The organism is Agromyces sp. Y782, from assembly GCF_059445405.1.
In genome coordinates, this window is record NZ_JCAIUG010000001.1 from 2,266,877 (window position 1) to 2,284,097 (window position 17,221).

Sequence of the window (17,221 nt, forward strand, 5' to 3'; positions counted from 1 at the left end):
GGTTCAGGGGTGCAGTGATGTTAGCTCACTTCTCCTGCTGTTGGAAACGCTTCCCGTCAGGCGAGCCGCTTCGCGAAGCACACGGAGTGCGGTTCGCCGACGTACTGGCCGAACTGCGGGATCTCGCGGTAGCCGTGGCGCGTGTAGAGCGCCTGGGCGGCGTGGTGCAGGTCGCCGGTCTCGAGCACGATTTGACGGATGCCGCGCGCCGACGCCGGCCTCGACTCGGGTCAGCAGCGCGCCCGCGACGCCGCGGCCCCGCGCCTACGGGTCGACGAACATGCGCTTGAGTTCGCCGCGCGTGGGTGCAGGGGCATCCGCCGCCGTTGTCGTGCTGTCGATGACGAGCGCCGCGATGCCGACGGCGCGTTCGCCGTCACGCGCGACGTAGAAGGTCACCTCGGGCTGCTCGAGCGTGGCGATGTCGAGCAGGAAGTTGCTCTCGGGCGGATACAGGCTCTGCGCGTAGGCGGAGCTGCCATCGAGCAGCCGCTCCACCTCGGGCTGGCGGGGCGGTTCGACGGCGACGGTCACGGGCGGGTGTTGCTGGTCCACCCCGGGAGCGTACGTCGGCGATGTTTCGCCACGGTTTCCGGCGTGTCGAGCGGCGACGGGGCCTGGATGCTCCGCACCGGCTCAGTACGATGAGCGCGACGCGGCCTGTACGGCCGCTGGCGAACCGGAGCGCGTTACCTGGGGGTAGAGATGAGCGACGACACGAATCCGCCGAGCACGACTCCAGCAGAAGCCACAGCCACCGCTCCACCACCGGGAGCGACTCGCGCGATGCTCATCTGGGTGGGCGCCGCGGTCGTCGTCCTCTCGTTCGTGGCGGCGTTCCTCGGAGCGAGAGTCGCGGGCTCGGCGGACGCAGCCGCGGCGCCGACGCCGACACCGACGACCGAGGTCGATCTCATCGACTACGAGCAGGCTCTCGAGGAGATCCTCCCGGCTGGTTCCGCCGTTCGCGCCGGAACCGGGACGCCCGAATCGGGTAAAGGATACGAGGGCGATGTCTACATCGACATCTCCAATTCCAACGTCTACCTGTTCCAGAACGGCGAATGGGAACCCGTCGGGAACATCCGGGAGTCGGCCGCGGCCAACCTCACGGGAGCGACGGGTGCGACAGGGGAGACCGGTGCGAAGGGCGGAACCGGTGCGACCGGTGACACCGGCGCGACGGGGGAGACCGGCGCACAGGGTGAACCCGGGACGCAACTCACGCTCGGACTCGGGGAACCCTCGAACGAGAAGTGCACGACCGACGGCGACGTCTACATCGACACCGAGACGCTGGCCTTCTTCGAGTGTGCTGCCGGCGAATGGCTGCTCTTCGGCCCGACCGAACTCACTGAGGAGCCGGCGGCAAGCACGGAAGGCTGATCAGGTCGCCACGGTTTCGTGCACATGGCCGGATGCCGCGCAAGGCGCTTTCTCAGCCGATTTCCGGTATCGTAGCCGAGTCGGTTCTGGACACTGCGCTGTGCGCGGATGGGTTTGTGAGTCCAATGGGCCGGTTTCGGGGCAAAGGCCTCGGATAGTCACCGTATGTGAACGGCCCCGGTCGACGATGCTCCGGGTTCTCAGACCTGCTGTGCGCCAACGCGCGCCTGGCGGGCCTGCCATGTACTTCAAGTACAACCCAGGAAGACATCAGCATGCCCAAGAACAAGAAGCCCCAAGGCGGCAGGCCTGCCAAGAACTTCGATCCCTCGTACGCGAAGGGCGGCTCGAAGGGCGGTCCGGCGCGCGCCGGATCGCAGAAGCCCGGCTCGCGCAGCGAGGGCCACCGCGGCTACCGCCCCGAGCCGACCGAGGCTCCGAAGAAGGAACGCTGGTCGCGTGACGAGCGCGTCTCCACCGGCCGTGCTCCGCACCGTTCGGAGCGCGACAGCCGCGACGAGCGCCCGGCCCGTTCGTACGACCGCAACGATCGCTCGGCTCGACCCGCGTACCGCGAGGACCGCCCCACGCGTTCGTACGATCGTGACGATCGTGCGCCCCGCTCGGGTGACCGCGATGATCGCGCCCCTCGCTCCTTCGATCGCAACGAGCGCCCTGCGCGTTCGTACGACCGCGACGATCGTGCCCCCCGCACCTCCTCCGATCGCAATGAGCGCCCCGCGCGTTCGTTCGACCGCAACGACCGTGCACCGCGCTCGTTCGATCGCAATGACCGTAGTGAGCGTCCCGCGCGTTCGTACGACCGTGACGACCGTGCCCCTCGCACCGGCGACCGTGACGACCGCGCCCCTCGCACCGGCGACCGCAACGACCGCGCGCCGCGTTCGTTCGACCGGAACGACCGTACCGAGCGCCCTGCGCGTTCGTTCGACCGCAACGATCGTGCACCGCGGTCGTTCGACCGGAACGACCGTAGCGAGCGCCCCGCGCGTTCCTTCGACCGCGACGACCGCGCGCCGCGTACCGGGGATCGCAACGACCGGAACGACCGCCCGGCTCGCCCCGCGTACCGCGAGGACCGCCCCGCGCGTTCCTTCGACCGTGACGACCGCGCACCCCGCCGCGACCGCGACGAGCGCCCTGCGCGTTCGTTCGACCGCAATGACCGGAACGACCGGAACGACCGCCCCGCGCGTTCGTTCGACCGCAACGACCGCCCGGCCCGCTCGTACGACCGTGACGACCGTGCTCCCCGCCGCGAGGTCGACCGCCCCGGCTTCAAGGACTCGGGTCGACGCGAGTCGAGCTTCTACCCGGCGAAGGAGAAGGGCCACGGCTTCTCGACGAACGACGACGTCGTGCTCGAGCGCCTCGAGGCCGAGGCCATCCAGGCCACCGACACCGACGGTGTGAGCTTCGCCGACCTCGGCCTCGGCGGCAACGTCGTGCGCGCACTCAAAGACCTCGGCGCGGACGCACCGTTCCCGATCCAGGCCGCGACCATCCCGGTCGTACTCGAGGGTCGCGACGTGCTCGGCCGTGGCAAGACCGGCTCGGGCAAGACCATCGCCTTCGGCGCACCCACCGTCGAGCGCCTCATGGCCATGTGGGCCGAGTCCGGCAAGTCCGGCGGCAAGCGCCAGATGGGCCGGAAGCCCCGCGCGCTGATCCTCGCGCCGACCCGTGAGCTCGCCCTGCAGATCGACCGCACGGTGCAGCCGATCGCGCAGAGCGTCGGTCTCTTCACGACGCAGATCTACGGCGGTGTACCCCAGCAGCGCCAGGTCGGCGCGCTGCAGCGCGGCGTCGACATCGTGATCGGCACCCCCGGTCGCATCGAAGACCTCATCGAGCAGCGTCGACTCGACCTCTCCGAGGTCGTCATCACCGTCATCGACGAGGCCGACCACATGTGCGACCTCGGCTTCCTCGAGCCGGTGCAGCGGATCCTCCGCCACACCGCCGCCGGCGGCCAGAAGCTGCTCTTCTCGGCGACCCTCGACAAGGGCGTCGCCACGCTCGTCGACGAGTTCCTCGTCGAGCCGGCCGTGCACGAGGTCGCCGGTGAAGACCAGGCCTCGTCGACGATCGAGCACCGAGTGTTCGTCATCGGCAACCACGAGAAGCGCGATATCGTCGCCGAGCTCGCGAACCGCGAGGGCAAGACGCTCGTCTTCAGCCGCACCCGCGCGTTCGCCGAAGACCTCACCGGGCACCTCGAGGACTACGGCATCCGAGCCGTCGCCCTGCACGGCGACCTGAACCAGTCGCGTCGTACCCGCAACCTGCAGCAGCTGACCTCGGGCCGTGTCAACGTGCTGGTGGCAACGGATGTCGCAGCACGCGGCATCCACGTCGATGACATCGACCTCGTGATCCAGGCCGACGCGCCCGACGAGTACAAGACCTACCTGCACCGCTCCGGCCGCACCGGCCGCGCGGGCAAGGCCGGCCGGGTCGTGACGCTCATCCCGCGCAACCGCCAGCGTCGCATGACCGAGCTGCTCGACCGAGCCGAGATCGACGTCGAGTTCGTCGACATGCGTCTCGGCGACGACTTCATTGGCGAGCTCGAGAGTGGCGCGGCGACTGGGTCGGTCGAGGCCGCGGCCGAGGCCGCTGTCGAGTCGCTCGCGGCCGTCGTCGAAACGACCGAAGCCGAAGTCGAGACTGAGGCCGAGGTGGCAGTCGAGTCGCCCGACGCCGACGCCGACGCCGACGCCGAGGCCATCGAGATCGTCGAAGCGGTCGAGGTCGTCGAGATCGACGTCGTCGCCGACGATCGCGCGAGCTGAGGCATCCGCTCGCTCTGATCTGCACGAAGGCTCGCGTCCACCGGACGCGGGCCTTCGTCGTATCGCCGCCCGTCCGTCGGATCGCGATACGGTGACGCCGGCGACCGACTGTGCGTGCACCCGGATGAGCAGCACGGGGCGGTCCGCCACCAGGCGCGCATCGGCGCCGTCGTGAAGTGAGTGTACAATCACTCCCTTATTGGGATAAGGTGAGTGGTGAGCCACTCACCCATCAGTTGGAATCTACTCAAACGGAGGACGAAATGACTCGCACCGCAGTGATGACGGAAGCAGTTGTTCTGCCCGGGATCGTCGAGCCCGAAAGCCTGGCCCCGCTGTCGCGGTCGCTTGGCACCCCGGGGAAGGGGGAATTGCTTGTGCGGGTCGAGGCGACCGGGATCTCGTTTGCCGAACAGCAGATGCGGCGGGGGAAGTACTACGACCAGCCCCCCTTCCCCTTCGTGCCCGGTTACGACCTGGTCGGAATCGTGGAAGCCGCCGGCTCGGACGCCGATATGGGATTGGTTGGCACGCGCGTCGCTGCCGTGACGAAGACGGGCGGCTGGAGTACGAGGGCGATCGTGCCATCCGAAGAGGTCGTGACCGTTCCCGCCGGTTTGGATGCCGCGGCTGCGGAGTGTTTCGTCGTCAACGGCGTGACCGCGTGGCAGATGCTTCACGACGTCGCTCGTGTTGGTTCCGGTCAGACGATTCTCGTTCACGGTGCCAACGGGGGTGTCGGCTCCGTCCTGGTCCAGCTGGCGCGTCTCGCAGGTGTGCGGGTGATCGGCACCGGATCCTCCCGGAGTGCTCGCGCGATCGAGGAGCTCGGCGCGATACCCGTCGACTACGCCGGCGACATCGAGGAGCAGATACGCGGCATCGCCCCAGAAGGGGTGGACGCAGTGTTCGACCACGTCGGAGGCCCGGGCATCGCTGTCTCATTCCGCCTCGTGCGGCGCGGCGGCACGCTCGTCGCCTACGGCACGGCGGGCACTCTGAACGAGACCGGGAACGCCCGCATCCCGGTCTTGAAGCTCGTCGCTCGTCTGATCTGGTGGCAGGTGCTGCCGAACGGGCGCTCGACGCACTTCTACAATTTCTGGGCGGGCAAGCGGAACCGCGCTCGCTTCTCTGCTCGCCTCCGCGATGCGCTGAGCCAAGTCTTCGACTTCGCCGCCGCGGGAGATGTCACAGCGCGGATCGCTGCGCGCTACCCGCTGACCGAGATCGCGACGGCGCTTCGTTTCGCGGAGTCGCGCGGCGTGACAGGGAAAGTGATTCTCGAGCCGAACGCGAACTGAGGCTCACCTCCACACCATCACGGCCCAGGCGCTCCACGCCGCGCTGAGTCGATCAGCGATCGGGTCGGGCCGGATCGCTCGGGCATCTGCGATCGGGCAGGGTGGCGCCCGCGACATCCATTTGCCATAATTATTTCCTGAACGATCGGTCACTAATTCCGACCAGCGGATGCCGCGATTCCCTGCCTACGCTGGGAGCAGCGTTCCACAACAGACAGTGTTGTCAAGAGAGGGTGCCCATGAACAGCGCCACGGCCGATGCCTACCTCGTCGATGGCGTTCGCACGCCCGTCGGGCGCTATGGCGGCGCCCTCGCCGCCGTGCGTCCCGACGACCTCGCGGCGCTCGTCGTCGGCGAGCTCGTGCGGCGCACCCGGCTCGACGTCGCGGGCGAGCTCGGCGCGATCGATGAGGTCATCCTCGGCGCCGCCAATCAGGCGGGCGAAGACAACCGCAACGTCGCACGCATGGCGGTGCTGCTCGCCGGGCTTCCCGACGAGATTCCCGGCATCACGGTCAACCGCCTCTGCGCATCGGGCATGTCGGCGATCACGATGGCCGCGCAGGCGATCCGTGCCGGTGATGCCGACCTCATCATCGCGGGCGGCGTCGAGTCGATGACGCGGGCGCCGTGGGTGCAGGCGAAGCCCGAAAAGGCCTGGGCCCGGCCCGGCGCGACGCACGACACGTCGATCGGCTGGCGCTTTCCGAATCCCGAGCTCCTGGCGCGCGACAAGGCGACGTACTCGATGCCCGAGACGGCAGAAGAGGTCGCGCGCATCGACGGCATCACCCGCGAGGAGGCCGACGCGTTCGCGCTGCGCTCGCAACAGCGGGCTGCGGCGGCCATCGCGGCGGGGCGGTTCGAAGCCGAGATCGTCGGCGTTCCGACCGCGCATGGCGAGGTGCGCGTCGATGAGGGGCCACGCCCGGAGACGACGCTCGAGGGGCTCGCGCGCCTGCGCACCGTCGTGCCGGGCGGTGGGGTGGTCACCGCGGGCAATTCGAGCGCGCTGAACGACGGGGCATCCGCGATACTCGTCGCCAGCGGTGAGGCCGTCGAACGCTACGGTCTCACGCCGAGGGCTCGCATCGTGGTGGGCACGAGCGTCGGCCTCGCACCCGAGATCATGGGTCTCGGCCCCGTGCCCGCGACCGAGAAGGCACTCGAGCGCGCCGGCATCGATCTCGACGAGATCGGCTCGATCGAGCTCAACGAGGCGTTCGCCACGCAATCGATCGCCGCCATGCGCCGCCTCGGGCTCGACGAATCGCGAGTCAACGCCGACGGCGGGGCGATCGCCCTGGGGCATCCGCTCGGTTCCTCGGGCTCGCGCCTCGTCGTGACGCTGCTCGGCCGCATGGAGCGCGAGGGCTCGCGCTACGGCCTCGCCACGATGTGCGTCGGCGTCGGCCAGGGCACCGCGCTCATCGTGGAGCGGGTCTGATGCGCGAGAGTCATGAGCTTGCCGAAGTGAGCACCGTGGGCGGCGGATCCGCTTCGACAGGCTCAGCGAACGAGAGTCCGCTGCTCGTCGAGCGGCACGACGACCGCGTCGTCGCCACGCTCAACCGGCCCGAGAAGCGCAATGCGATCGACCAGGCAACGATCGACGCCCTGCACGTGCTCTGCGCCGAACTCGAGGCGATCCCGCGCACGCTCATCCTCACGGGCGCGGGCGGCGTCTTCGCCTCCGGCGCCGACATCGCCGAGCTCCGCGAACGACGAGCGGATGACGCGCGCGCGGGCATCAACGCGAACGCCTTCGTGCGACTCGCGCTGCTGCCGATGCCCGTGATCGCGGCGCTCGACGGGTACGCGCTCGGCGGCGGCGCGGAGCTCGCGTATGCCGCTGACATCCGCATCGCGACGCCTGCGCTGAAGATCGGCAACCCCGAGACCGGCCTCGGCATCATCGCCGCGGCCGGCGCGAGCTGGCGGTTGAAGCAGATCGTCGGCGACGCCCGCGCGATCGAGTTGCTGCTCACCGGTCGCACCGTGGGCGCGGCCGAGGCGCTCGAGATCGGGCTCGTGAGCGAGCTGAATCCGGCCGACGAGCTGCTGCCCGCCGCGCATGCGATCGCCGACCGAATCTCCCGCAACGATCGCGCCGCGACGATCGCGACGAAGCGGGTGTTCCGCGCACCGCGCGATGCGCACCCCGCCGTCGATCTCGAGGAGCAGGCCGTGCTCTTCGAGAGCCCCGAGAAGTTGCGCCGCATGACCGAGTTCCTCGAGAGGAAACGCACGTGAACGAGACCGACACCGGAGCTCCCGCCGACGTCGGCGTGCTCGGGGGCGGGCGCATGGGCGCCGGCATCGCGCACGCCTTCCTGCTCGCGGGCTCCCGTGTCACCGTCGTCGAGCGCGATGCGGATGCCGCGGGCGCGGCGTCGGCCCGTGTGCTCGAGTCCGTCGCGGCATCCGTCGCCCGAGGCACCGCCGACGATGACGAGAGCGCCATCGCCGCTCGCTTCGCCGCGTCGACCGATGTCGGGGACTTCGCCCGTTGCGACCTCGTCGTCGAGGCGGTGCCCGAAGACCTCGAACTGAAGATCGACGCGCTCACGCGCGTCGAGTCGGTGCTCGCGCCCGGCGCGGCGCTCGCGTCGAACACTTCGTCGATCTCGATCGACCAGCTCGCGGCGTTGCTCGACCGGCCCGAGCGGTTCCTCGGCCTGCACTTCTTCAACCCCGTGCCCGCGTCGACGCTCGTCGAGATCGTGCGAGGCCGCGCGACCGATGGGCCGCTCGTGGAAGAGGCTCGGGGTTGGGTGCACGCCATCGGCAAGACCCCGATCATCGTCGCGGATGCCCCGGGGTTCGCCTCGTCTCGGCTGGGCGTCGCGCTCGGGCTGGAAGCGATCCGCATGCTCGAAGACGGCGTCGCGTCGGCTGAAGACATCGACGCCGCGATGAGCCTCGGCTACAAGCATCCGATCGGGCCGCTGCGTCTGACCGACATCGTCGGTCTCGACGTGCGGCTCGGCATCGCCGAGTACCTCTCGGCAACGCTCGGCGAACGCTTCGCGCCGCCCGCGCTGCTGCGCCGTATGGTCGCCGAGGGCAAGCTCGGGCGCAAGACCGGCGAGGGCTTCTACCTGTGGGATGCCCCGTGATCTCCCGCTTGCTCCCGCCCGTGCGCTCGGCGCTCGGCGACACCGACACCGACACCGACACCGACACCGACACCGACGTCGACACTGACACTGACACTGACGTCGAAACGTCGCAAATGGCGACTTCCTCTTTCGCCGGGTCGCCATTTGCGACGTCTCGACGCCCGTCCAACGAAAGGCATCCCCGATGAACACGATCCTGCCGAGCTATGTGAACGGCACGTGGTGGACGCCGCCGGCATCGTCCGGAGGTGGCACGGCGGCGGACTCAGGTGTTGATGCGCGGGACGCATCAGCAGGTGAGGTGGTGGGTGCCGCTGGTGTTGATGCGCGGGACGCATCAGCAGGTGAGGTGGACGTGCGGGACGCATCAGCAGGTGAGGTGCTGGGTGCCGCCGGTGTTGACGTGCGGGACGCATCAACGGGCGAGGTCGTCACACGCGTCTCGACCGAGGGACTCGACCTCGGCGGCGCGCTCGAGTACGCCCGCACCGTCGGGCAGGCCTCGCTCGGCGAGCTGACCTTCCACCAGCGTGCGGTGCTGCTGAAGCAGATGGCGCTCGCGCTCACCGAGCGCAAGGGCGAGCTCTACGAGCTGTCTTCGCGAACGGGTGCGACGAAGCAGGACTCGTGGGTCGACATCGACGGCGGCATCGGCGTGCTCTTCACGTACTCGTCGAAGGGCCGGCGCGAGATGCCGAACTCGATGGTCTACGTCGACGGTGCCGTCGAGAACCTCTCGAAAGACGGCTCATTCCTCGGACGGCATATCTACACCCGCCTGCCGGGCGTTGCCGTGCAGATCAACGCCTTCAACTTTCCCGTGTGGGGCTCGCTCGAGAAGTTCGCCCCGGCGTTCCTCGCGGGCGTGCCCACTCTCGTGAAGCCCGCGACGCCGACCGGATACCTCGCCGAGGCGTTCGTGCGCATCCTCGTCGAGTCGGGGCTGCTGCCCGAAGGCTCGCTGCAACTCGTCTCCGGCAGCGTGCCGACGCTCTTCGACCACCTTCGGCTCGGCGATCTCGTGGCCTTCACCGGCTCGGCATCGACCGCCGAGAACCTCCGCGCGCATGACTCGGTGCAGACCGGTGGTGTGCGATTCACGAGCGAGACCGACTCGATCAACGCGAGCGTGCTCGGCACGGATGCCGTCGCCGGCACCCCCGAGTTCGACGCGTACGTCAAGCAACTCGTCACCGAGATGACGACGAAGGCGGGGCAGAAGTGCACGGCGATTCGCCGCGCGATCGTGCCCGAGGCATCCGTCGACTCGGTCATCGACGCCGTGCGTGCGCGCATCGCCGAACGTGTCGTCGTCGGCGACCCGCGCGCCGAGGGTGTGACGATGGGACCGCTCGCCTCGCTCGCGCAGCGCGACGAGGTGCTGCGTCAGGTCGGCAGGCTCGAAGCCGGCGGCGGTGAGCTCGTCATCGGGTCGACGGATGCCCCGAGCGTCGGCCTGCCCGACGGCGTGAGAAGCGCGGCGTCCGAGGGCGCTTTCGTCGCGCCGATGCTGCTGCGATTCACGGATGCCGCGAGCCCGGCTCTGCACGAGGTGGAGGCGTTCGGTCCGGTCGCGTCGATCGTCGGCTACGACTCGGTCGCTGAGGCCGTCGCCCTCGTGGCACGGGGCGGCGGATCGCTCGTGACGAGCGTCGCGACGCACGACCCCGAGATCGCCGTGGCCCTGGCGGGCGGCATCGCCGCCTACAACGGGCGCGTGCTGTTCCTCGACCGCGACGACGCGCGCTCCTCGACGGGCCACGGCTCGCCGCTGCCGACCCTCGTGCACGGCGGCCCCGGGCGCGCCGGCGGCGGCGAAGAGCTCGGCGGCATCCGTGCGGTGCTGCACCACATGCAGCGCACCGCGGTGCAGGGTTCACCGGCGATGCTCACCGCGCTCACCGGTGTGTGGCACGCGGGGGCGGCATCGCAGCCCGACGGCGGGCACCCGTTCCGCAAGTCGCTCGCCGAGCTCCGCATCGGCGACCAGGTCGTCTCGGGTTCGCGCACGGTGACCCTCGACGACATCGAGACGTTCGCGGCATTCACGGGCGACACGTTCTACGCGCACATGGACGAGGCCGCGGCATCCGCGAACCCGTTCTTCCCAGGCCGTGTCGCGCACGGCTACCTGCTCGTGTCGTGGGCGGCGGGCCTCTTCGTGGACGCGGCGCCGGGGCCCGTGCTCGCGAACTCGGGGCTCGAAAACCTGCGCTTCGTCACGCCGGTGTCGCCCGGCGACTCGATCCGCGTCGAGCTCACGGCGAAGCAGATCACACCGCGCGAGACCGACGAGTACGGCGAGGTGCGGTGGGACGCGGTGCTGCGCAACCAGAACGACGAGCTCGTGGCGTCGTACGACGTGCTCACCCTCGTCGCGAAGGAGCTCGCGCCGATCGCGTGACATGGCGGCTTGACGCCCGCCCGTTCGACCTCCACGCTGAACGCATGAGCGAATCGACGCAGATCGCCGCCCGCGGCGCTGCTTTCTGGATCTGTTACGCCGTGGTCATCGTCAGTGCGGGGTTCAGCGTGACCTACTCCATGCTCGCCGTGATCGACGGTGGGGTCGAGGCGTCCAACGCGAATGCGCTCTACGCGGCCGCGCGGAGCACGGCGCTCGTCGTGCTCGCGCTCATCGCACCGCTGTTCCGATCGGATGACGCGCTGCTCGCGATCGCCGTCGCGATGACGATCGTGCAGGGCATCGATGCGTTCATCGGGGCGGTCCAGGGTGATGTGGCCAGGACGATCGTCTCCGCTGTGCTCTGCCTCGTGACGATCGTCGCGGCGACGTTCCTCGCGCGGAGCGATCACGCGCGCGGACGTGCGTGAGACCCTCTCAGCCGCGGAGCGCGAGCACGAACGGCAGCACCGAGGTCGCGCCCGCCTGACGGAGCACGCGAGCGGCGATCGTCAGCGTCCAGCGGCTGTCGGCCTGGTCGTCGACGAGGAGCACCCCGCCGGCCGGCACGTCGAGGCCCTCGGCGGTGAAGCGATCCCAGAGGCCGGCGAGCCGGAACGCACTGTTGCCGCCCGGCTGGCCCGTCGGGCCGCCGCCCGAGTGCGCGAGCGCCCCGAGGTACGGCAATCGCCCGACCTCGGCGATGCCTCGGGCGAGCGAGTCGACGAGCAGCGGTCGTGAGCGCGACGGCATGGCGACGACTGCCACTGGGCGCTCCGCCCACCCCCAGTCGGCGAGCACGCGCACGCACGCCGCGAGCACCTGCGGCGAGATAGGGGCGTCGGGGTTGCCCGGCGCGAACAGGTCGCGCAAGGTGCCGCCCCAGCCGAGATCGGTGAGCCTGGCGAGCGCACGGCCTTCGCCGGCCTGCTCGGCCGGGGCGATGCGCCCCTTCACGGGAACACCGAGCCGGTCGGCTCCCGTCGGCCACGCGCGCCGGGACTCGATCGGCACGCCGACACGGTCGAGCGACTCGGCCGCCGTCGCGCTTGCGGATGCCGCGATCTCACGTGGGAACCAGACGCCGGCGCAGTTGTCGCACCGCCCGCAGGGCGCTGCCGTGTCGTCGTCGAGGGAGCGTTGGAGGAACTCCATGCGACATCCGTCGGTCTGCTCGTACTCGATCATGTGCTGCTGCTCGGCGAGACGCTCGGCGGCGATGCGTTCGTAGCGTTCGGCGTCGTAGACCCACGGCTCACCGGTCGCGACCCAGCCACCCTGCACGCGGCGCACGGCACCGTCGACGTCGAGCACCTTGAGCAGCAGCTCGAGCGGCGTGCGACGGATATCGACCATCGCCTCGAGCGCGGGCGTCGAGACGGGCGTCTCGCCGAGTGCAGCGATCACGCGCTCGGCGCGCTCCTGATCGGGCATCGAGGCCGTCGCGAAGTAGTGCCAGATGGCGGCGTCTTCGGTGCCGGGAAGCAACAACACGTCGGCGCTCTCGCTCGCTCGGCCGGCTCGGCCTACCTGCTGGTAGTAGGCGACGGGCGACGATGGCGCGCCGAGGTGCAGCACGAATCCGAGGTCGGGCTTGTCGAAGCCCATGCCGAGCGCGCTCGTGGCGACGAGCGCCTTCACCTCGTTGCGCTTCAACATTCCCTCGGACTCGGTGCGCTCGTCGGTGTCGGTCTGCCCGGTGTAGGCGCGCACCTCATGCCCGCGATCGCGCAGCAGGCGCGCAGTGTCGTTGGCCGCCGCCACGGTCAACGTGTAGATGATGCCCGAGCCGGGGAGATCGTCGAGGTGGCTGAGCAGCCACGCCAGACGGCTCGGAGAGTCGGGCAGCCGCAGCACCCCGAGTCGCAGCGACGCGCGGGCGAGAGGCCCGCGAATGGTGAGCACCTCGGGGCCCGCCCCGGTGCTGTCGGCGCCGGTAGCGTCGGCCGAGCCGGTGCCGAGTTGCTCCGCGACATCCGCCACGACGCGGCTGTTCGCCGTTGCGGTCGTGGCGAGCACCGGCACTTCGGCCGGCATCTGCGCGATGAGGTCGCGCAGTCGCCGGTAGTCGGGCCGGAAGTCGTGCCCCCAGTCGCTGATGCAGTGCGCCTCATCGACGACGAGCATGCCGATGCGCCGCACGAGGGCCGGCAGCTGCTGCTCGCGGAAGGCGGGATTGTTGAGCCGCTCGGGTGAGACCAGCAGCACGTCGACCTCGTCGCGGTCGAGTTGTGCGAGCACATCGCTCCACTCGTGCGCATTCGTCGAGTTGATCGCCACGGCCCGCACACCTGCACGCTCAGCAGCGGCGATCTGGTCGCGCATGAGCGCCAGCAGCGGTGAGACGAGCACCGTCGGTCCGGCGCCCTGCCGGCGTAGCAGCAAGGTCGCGACGAAATACACCGCCGACTTGCCCCACCCGGTGCGCTGCACGACGAGCGCTCGCCGCCGCCCCTCGACGAGTGCCTCGATTGCTTCGTACTGCCCGTCGTGGAACTCGGCGTCGGAGCGCCCCACGAGTTCGCGCAGTGCTGCGAGAGCGGCGTCGCGGGTGTCGGCGGGCGTCGCGGCGAAAGTCATCCCTCCACTCTGGCCCACGCGACCGACAAGCGGCTGGGCAAGAGCTGATTCAGCGCTCGGCCCGCTCCCACCCGATCGCGGGCGCGACGTGCTCGGCGATCGCCGCGAGCAGTCGCGTGTTGTAGGCAACGCCGAGCTGGTTCGGCACGGTGACGAGCAGAGTGTCGGATGCCGCGACGGCAGCGTCGTTCGCGAGGTCGGCAGCGATCTTGTCGGGCTCGCCGATATAACTCTTGCCGAATCGGGCGAGGCCGCCGTCGAGGAATCCGACCTGGTCTTCGGAGTCAGACGACTCGCGCTCGCCGAAGTACATCCGGTCCTCGTCGTTCATGATCGGCAGGATGCTGCGCGACACCGACACTCGCGGGGTGCGCTCCCACCCGGCATCCGCCCACGCATCGCGGAAGATCTGGATCTGCTCGGCCTGCAGCTCGTCGAACGGCACCCCGGTGTCTTCGGTGAGCAGGGTCGAGCTCATGAGGTTCATGCCCTGTTCGGCGGCCCATTTCGCGGTGGCTCGCGTGCCCGAGCCCCACCAGATGCGATCGGGCAGGCCCGGCGACTGCGGCTGGATCGGCAGCAGGCCGGTCGAGCCGGTCATCTGCGGGTTCGCCGGAGCGACGCCCGCGCCCGCGATCGCTGCGCGGAAGAGCTCGGTCTTCGCACGGGCGAGATCGGCATCGGTTTCACCCTCGGGCGGAACGAAGCCGAACGTCTGCGAGCCGTCGAGCGCCGTCTCGGGCGACCCGCGGCTCACGCCGAGCTGCAGGCGGCCCTCGCCGCCGGCGTGGGCGCTGATGAGGTCGGCCGCGGCGGCCTCCTCGGCCATGTAGAGCGGGTTCTCGTAGCGCATGTCGATGACGCCCGTGCCGATCTCGATGCGGCTCGTGCGTGCGCCGATCGCGGCGAGCAGCGGGAACGGCGAGGCGAGCTGCCGGGCGAAGTGGTGGACGCGGAAGAACGCGCCGTCGATGCCGAGCTCTTCGGCCGCGACGGCGAGTTCGATCGCCTGCACGAGTGCGTCACCGCCGGTGCGCGTGCCCGATTGCGGCGAGGGATGCCAGTGGCCGAACGAGAGGAACCCGATGCGTTGCTTCACCTTGACTACAGCGCTCCGAGGCATCCGACCATTCCCCACCTCGTGCCCTACCTCAGACGCGCGGGCTGGTCGCCGCGAGGAATAGGGCGATGAGCGGATGCCTGGTGCCCCCCTTAGCGAGGAATCTCGAGACATACACACACAGGAGTCGACATGTTCATCTCGGAAATCATCTTCCCGCACCTGCAGGCAGCGAACGACGAGCGCCTGACACGCGAACTGGAGTGGCGCAGGGTCGTGGATGAGCGTCGTGAAGAGGCGGCATCGGCCGCGGAGCCGCTGCCTCACCGCTCGGCCTCGCGCCGAAGCACCCGTCAGGTCGCCACGTCCACCAGCGGTCGCGCCACCGCGTAGCCGTGCTCTCGGGTCGAGCCCGTCAGCCGAGCAGCTCTTCGACCCGGTTCGAGGTGGGCATGCGCAGGCCGTCGAGCGCGACGGCGATGACGTCGTCGGCGAGCTTGTCGGCGTCTTCACGCCCGCCGGGTCGATACCACTCGACGATCGAGTTGATCATGCCGAACAGCAGGCGTGAGACGACGCTCGCATCGATGTCGCTGCGCAACGTGCCCTCGGCCTGCGCCTCCTCGACGAGGGCGGTGACCGCCTTGTCGAAGGCGCGGCGCCGGGCGAGCGCGCGGCGTTCGACCTCGGTGTTGCCGCGCACCCTGAGCAGCAGTGTCACGGAGGCGAGCTTCGACACGAGCACCTGCACGGCGCCGCGCAGCACACGGTCGACACGGTCGGTCGCACGCCCGCCCGCGGCATCCGCTTCGCTCAATACGGATTCGAGCGCGCTCAGCGCTTCATCGAGTGCGCGCTCGAGGATCTCGTCTTTCGACGCGAAGTGGTGGTAGATCGCCGACTTCGAGAGGCCGAGTCGGTCGGCGAGCACACCCATGGAGGTCGCGTCGTAGCCGTACTGGTTGAAGGCGGCGACGGCGACCTCGAGGATGCCCTGCCGGTCGTAACCCGGGCGCCCGCGCCGAAGTGATCCGTTCTCAGACATCGCCCTCATCTTCGCATCCGTGCGCGCCGAGAGGACGCAGATGGTCGCTTGGGCGTCGGTGTTGCAACAACTTGCATCCTCTCGAAAGGCGTGTGGTCGTCACGGAGTGCGCAGGTCGTAGACGCGCTTGTACTTGCCCTCGCTGCGGGGGAGTGCCCCCGGCTCCTCGAGCACCACGGCGACGGATGACCCGATGCCCTCCTTGATGCGCTTGGCGAGCACGATCGTGGCGGCCTGGCAGACGTCGACGTCGAGGTCGGGGTGGCGCTCGATGCGCACGGTCAGGTCGTCCATCGTGCCCGTGCGGGTGAGCTCGAGGATGAAATGCGGCGTCAGCTGCTCGATGCCGAGCACGATCTCCTCGATCTGGGTCGGGAAGAGGTTCACGCCGCGCAGGATGATCATGTCGTCGTTGCGGCCGGTGATCTTCTCGATGCGACGCATGCCGGGGCGCGCCGTGCCGGGCAGCAGTCGCGTGAGATCGCGCGTGCGATACCGGATGACCGGGAACGCCTCTTTCGTGAGCGAGGTGAAGACGAGTTCGCCCATCTCGCCGTCGGCGAGCTGCGCACCGGTCTCGCCGTCGATGATCTCGGGCAGGAAGTGGTCCTCCCAGATGTGCGGCCCGTCTTTCGTCTCGAGGCACTCGTTGCCGACGCCCGGGCCCATGACCTCGCTGAGGCCGTAGATGTCGAGCGCGTCGATGCCGAGGCGCTGCTCGAGGTCGCGCCGCATCTCGTTCGTCCACGGCTCGGCGCCGAGCACGGCGACCTTGAGGCTCGTCGAGCGCGGGTCGATGCCCTGCTCGACCATGCAGTCGGCGATCGTCAGCAGGTAACTCGGCGTGCAGAGGATCGCGTCGGGCTCGAAGTCGACGATGAGCTGCACTTGCCGCGCGGTCTGCCCGCCCGACATCGGGATGACGGTCGCGCCGAGTTTCTCGATGCCGGCGTGCGCGCCGAGACCGCCGGTGAAGAGACCGTAGCCGTAGGCGTTGTGCACCTTCATGCCCGGGCGGATGCCGCTGGCCCGCAGCGACCGCGCGATGAGCGTCGCCCAGCGGTCGAGGTCGCCCTTCGTGTAGCCGACGACCGTGGGCCGGCCGGTGGTGCCGCTCGATGCGTGGATGCGCGCGACCTGCTCCATCGGCACGGCGAACATGCCGAAGGGGTAGGTCTGGCGCAAGTCCGCTTTCGTGGTGAAGGGCAGCTTCGCAAGATCGGCGAGCGAGCGGATGTCGCGGGGGTGCACGCCCGCATCGTCGAACTTCTTCGTGTAGAGCGGCACGTGCTCGTAGGCGTGCTGCACGGTCTGCTGCAGTCGCTCGAGCTGCAATGCCTCGACCTCGGAGCGGGACATCCGTTCTTCGGGGTCGAGTTCTTCGGGCGTGGCGGGGGCGAGGCCCGAGATGCTGGGGGAGATGGTCGTCGTCGACACGGGGTGCTCCTGGATCGGTCGTTGGTCGAGTAGCGCGAAGCGCGTATCGAGACCTTCGAGTTCGCG

The 17,221-nt window shown here is 69.5% G+C and carries 15 protein-coding genes; 9 read left to right on the forward strand and 6 right to left on the reverse strand.

Going from position 1 to position 17,221, the window contains the following annotated elements:
* Positions 1-56: 56 nt before the first annotated feature.
* Together AC1C2S_RS10490 and AC1C2S_RS10495 are read right to left on the reverse strand one after the other, a co-directional pair.
* Positions 57-188 (reverse strand): hypothetical protein, encoded by a 132-nt coding sequence (locus AC1C2S_RS10490; protein WP_495352462.1) that lies wholly within the window; start codon positions 186-188, stop codon positions 57-59.
* Positions 189-264: 76 nt separating this feature from the next.
* Entirely contained in the window at positions 265-555 is a 291-nt protein-coding gene (locus AC1C2S_RS10495; RefSeq protein ID WP_495352463.1) for a hypothetical protein, read from the reverse strand.
* Positions 556-786: 231 nt separating this feature from the next.
* Here AC1C2S_RS10495 and AC1C2S_RS10500 point away from each other — a divergent pair, with 231 nt between their 5' ends.
* The 8 genes from AC1C2S_RS10500 to AC1C2S_RS10535 all read left to right on the forward strand — a co-directional run bounded on the left by AC1C2S_RS10500 (position 787) and on the right by AC1C2S_RS10535 (position 11,464).
* On the forward strand, positions 787-1,386 hold the full coding sequence (locus AC1C2S_RS10500; protein ID WP_495352464.1) for a hypothetical protein: 600 nt from the start codon (positions 787-789) through the stop codon (positions 1,384-1,386).
* Positions 1,387-1,661: 275 nt separating this feature from the next.
* The gene (locus AC1C2S_RS10505; RefSeq protein ID WP_495352465.1) at positions 1,662-4,202 is read left to right on the forward strand and encodes a DEAD/DEAH box helicase; all 2,541 of its coding nucleotides are present in this window, start codon (positions 1,662-1,664) and stop codon (positions 4,200-4,202) included.
* 209 nt (positions 4,203-4,411) lie between these two features.
* A complete protein-coding gene (locus AC1C2S_RS10510; RefSeq protein WP_495352466.1) occupies positions 4,412-5,506 on the forward strand; it encodes a medium chain dehydrogenase/reductase family protein in 1,095 nt (364 codons plus the stop codon).
* A 239-nt stretch (positions 5,507-5,745) separates the two neighbouring features.
* A complete protein-coding gene (locus tag AC1C2S_RS10515) occupies positions 5,746-6,954 on the forward strand; it encodes an acetyl-CoA C-acyltransferase (protein ID WP_495352467.1) in 1,209 nt (402 codons plus the stop codon).
* A 26-nt stretch (positions 6,955-6,980) separates the two neighbouring features.
* Positions 6,981-7,760, forward strand: a complete 780-nt coding sequence (locus AC1C2S_RS10520; RefSeq protein ID WP_495352468.1) for an enoyl-CoA hydratase/isomerase family protein — start codon at positions 6,981-6,983, stop codon at positions 7,758-7,760.
* On the forward strand, positions 7,757-8,626 hold the full coding sequence (locus AC1C2S_RS10525) for a 3-hydroxyacyl-CoA dehydrogenase family protein (RefSeq protein WP_495352469.1): 870 nt from the start codon (positions 7,757-7,759) through the stop codon (positions 8,624-8,626). The genes AC1C2S_RS10520 and AC1C2S_RS10525 overlap by 4 nt, the downstream gene beginning before the upstream one ends.
* A 187-nt stretch (positions 8,627-8,813) precedes the next feature.
* Positions 8,814-11,033 carry a phenylacetic acid degradation bifunctional protein PaaZ gene (gene paaZ / locus AC1C2S_RS10530; RefSeq protein WP_495352470.1) on the forward strand — a complete coding sequence of 740 codons (2,220 nt, stop codon included), beginning with the start codon at positions 8,814-8,816 and terminating at the stop codon, positions 11,031-11,033.
* Positions 11,034-11,077: 44 nt separating this feature from the next.
* On the forward strand, positions 11,078-11,464 hold the full coding sequence (locus tag AC1C2S_RS10535) for a hypothetical protein (RefSeq protein ID WP_495352471.1): 387 nt from the start codon (positions 11,078-11,080) through the stop codon (positions 11,462-11,464).
* Positions 11,465-11,471: 7 nt separating this feature from the next.
* Here the strand turns inward: AC1C2S_RS10535 and AC1C2S_RS10540 are convergent, their stop codons facing one another.
* Complete coding sequence (locus AC1C2S_RS10540) at positions 11,472-13,613, reverse strand: RecQ family ATP-dependent DNA helicase (RefSeq protein ID WP_495352472.1); 2,142 nt, start codon at positions 13,611-13,613, stop codon at positions 11,472-11,474.
* A 49-nt stretch (positions 13,614-13,662) separates the two neighbouring features.
* Complete coding sequence (locus tag AC1C2S_RS10545; protein WP_495352473.1) at positions 13,663-14,736, reverse strand: LLM class flavin-dependent oxidoreductase; 1,074 nt, start codon at positions 14,734-14,736, stop codon at positions 13,663-13,665.
* Positions 14,737-14,865: 129 nt separating this feature from the next.
* Between AC1C2S_RS10545 and AC1C2S_RS10550 the strand changes: the two genes are divergently transcribed.
* Positions 14,866-15,066, forward strand: coding sequence for a hypothetical protein (locus AC1C2S_RS10550; RefSeq protein ID WP_495352474.1), 201 nt, complete (start codon positions 14,866-14,868; stop codon positions 15,064-15,066).
* Positions 15,067-15,088: 22 nt separating this feature from the next.
* Here the strand turns inward: AC1C2S_RS10550 and AC1C2S_RS10555 are convergent, their stop codons facing one another.
* Entirely contained in the window at positions 15,089-15,718 is a 630-nt protein-coding gene (locus AC1C2S_RS10555) for a TetR/AcrR family transcriptional regulator (RefSeq protein ID WP_495352475.1), read from the reverse strand.
* Positions 15,719-15,817: 99 nt separating this feature from the next.
* Complete coding sequence (gene paaK, locus AC1C2S_RS10560) at positions 15,818-17,155, reverse strand: phenylacetate--CoA ligase PaaK (protein ID WP_495352476.1); 1,338 nt, start codon at positions 17,153-17,155, stop codon at positions 15,818-15,820.
* Positions 17,156-17,221 lie beyond the last annotated feature (66 nt).

Coding starts and splice junctions, on each gene's coding strand:
- AC1C2S_RS10500 (WP_495352464.1), top strand. CDS start 787: ATGCTCATCTGGGTGGGCGCCGCGGTCGTCGTCCTCTCGTTCGTGGCG.
- AC1C2S_RS10505 (WP_495352465.1), top strand. CDS start 1,662: ATGCCCAAGAACAAGAAGCCCCAAGGCGGCAGGCCTGCCAAGAACTTC.
- AC1C2S_RS10515 (WP_495352467.1), top strand. CDS start 5,746: ATGAACAGCGCCACGGCCGATGCCTACCTCGTCGATGGCGTTCGCACG.
- paaZ (WP_495352470.1), top strand. CDS start 8,814: ATGAACACGATCCTGCCGAGCTATGTGAACGGCACGTGGTGGACGCCG.
- AC1C2S_RS10535 (WP_495352471.1), top strand. CDS start 11,078: ATGAGCGAATCGACGCAGATCGCCGCCCGCGGCGCTGCTTTCTGGATC.
- AC1C2S_RS10540 (WP_495352472.1), bottom strand. CDS start 13,613: ATGACTTTCGCCGCGACGCCCGCCGACACCCGCGACGCCGCTCTCGCA.
- AC1C2S_RS10545 (WP_495352473.1), bottom strand. CDS start 14,736: ATGCCTCGGAGCGCTGTAGTCAAGGTGAAGCAACGCATCGGGTTCCTC.
- AC1C2S_RS10550 (WP_495352474.1), top strand. CDS start 14,866: ATGTTCATCTCGGAAATCATCTTCCCGCACCTGCAGGCAGCGAACGAC.
- AC1C2S_RS10555 (WP_495352475.1), bottom strand. CDS start 15,718: ATGTCTGAGAACGGATCACTTCGGCGCGGGCGCCCGGGTTACGACCGG.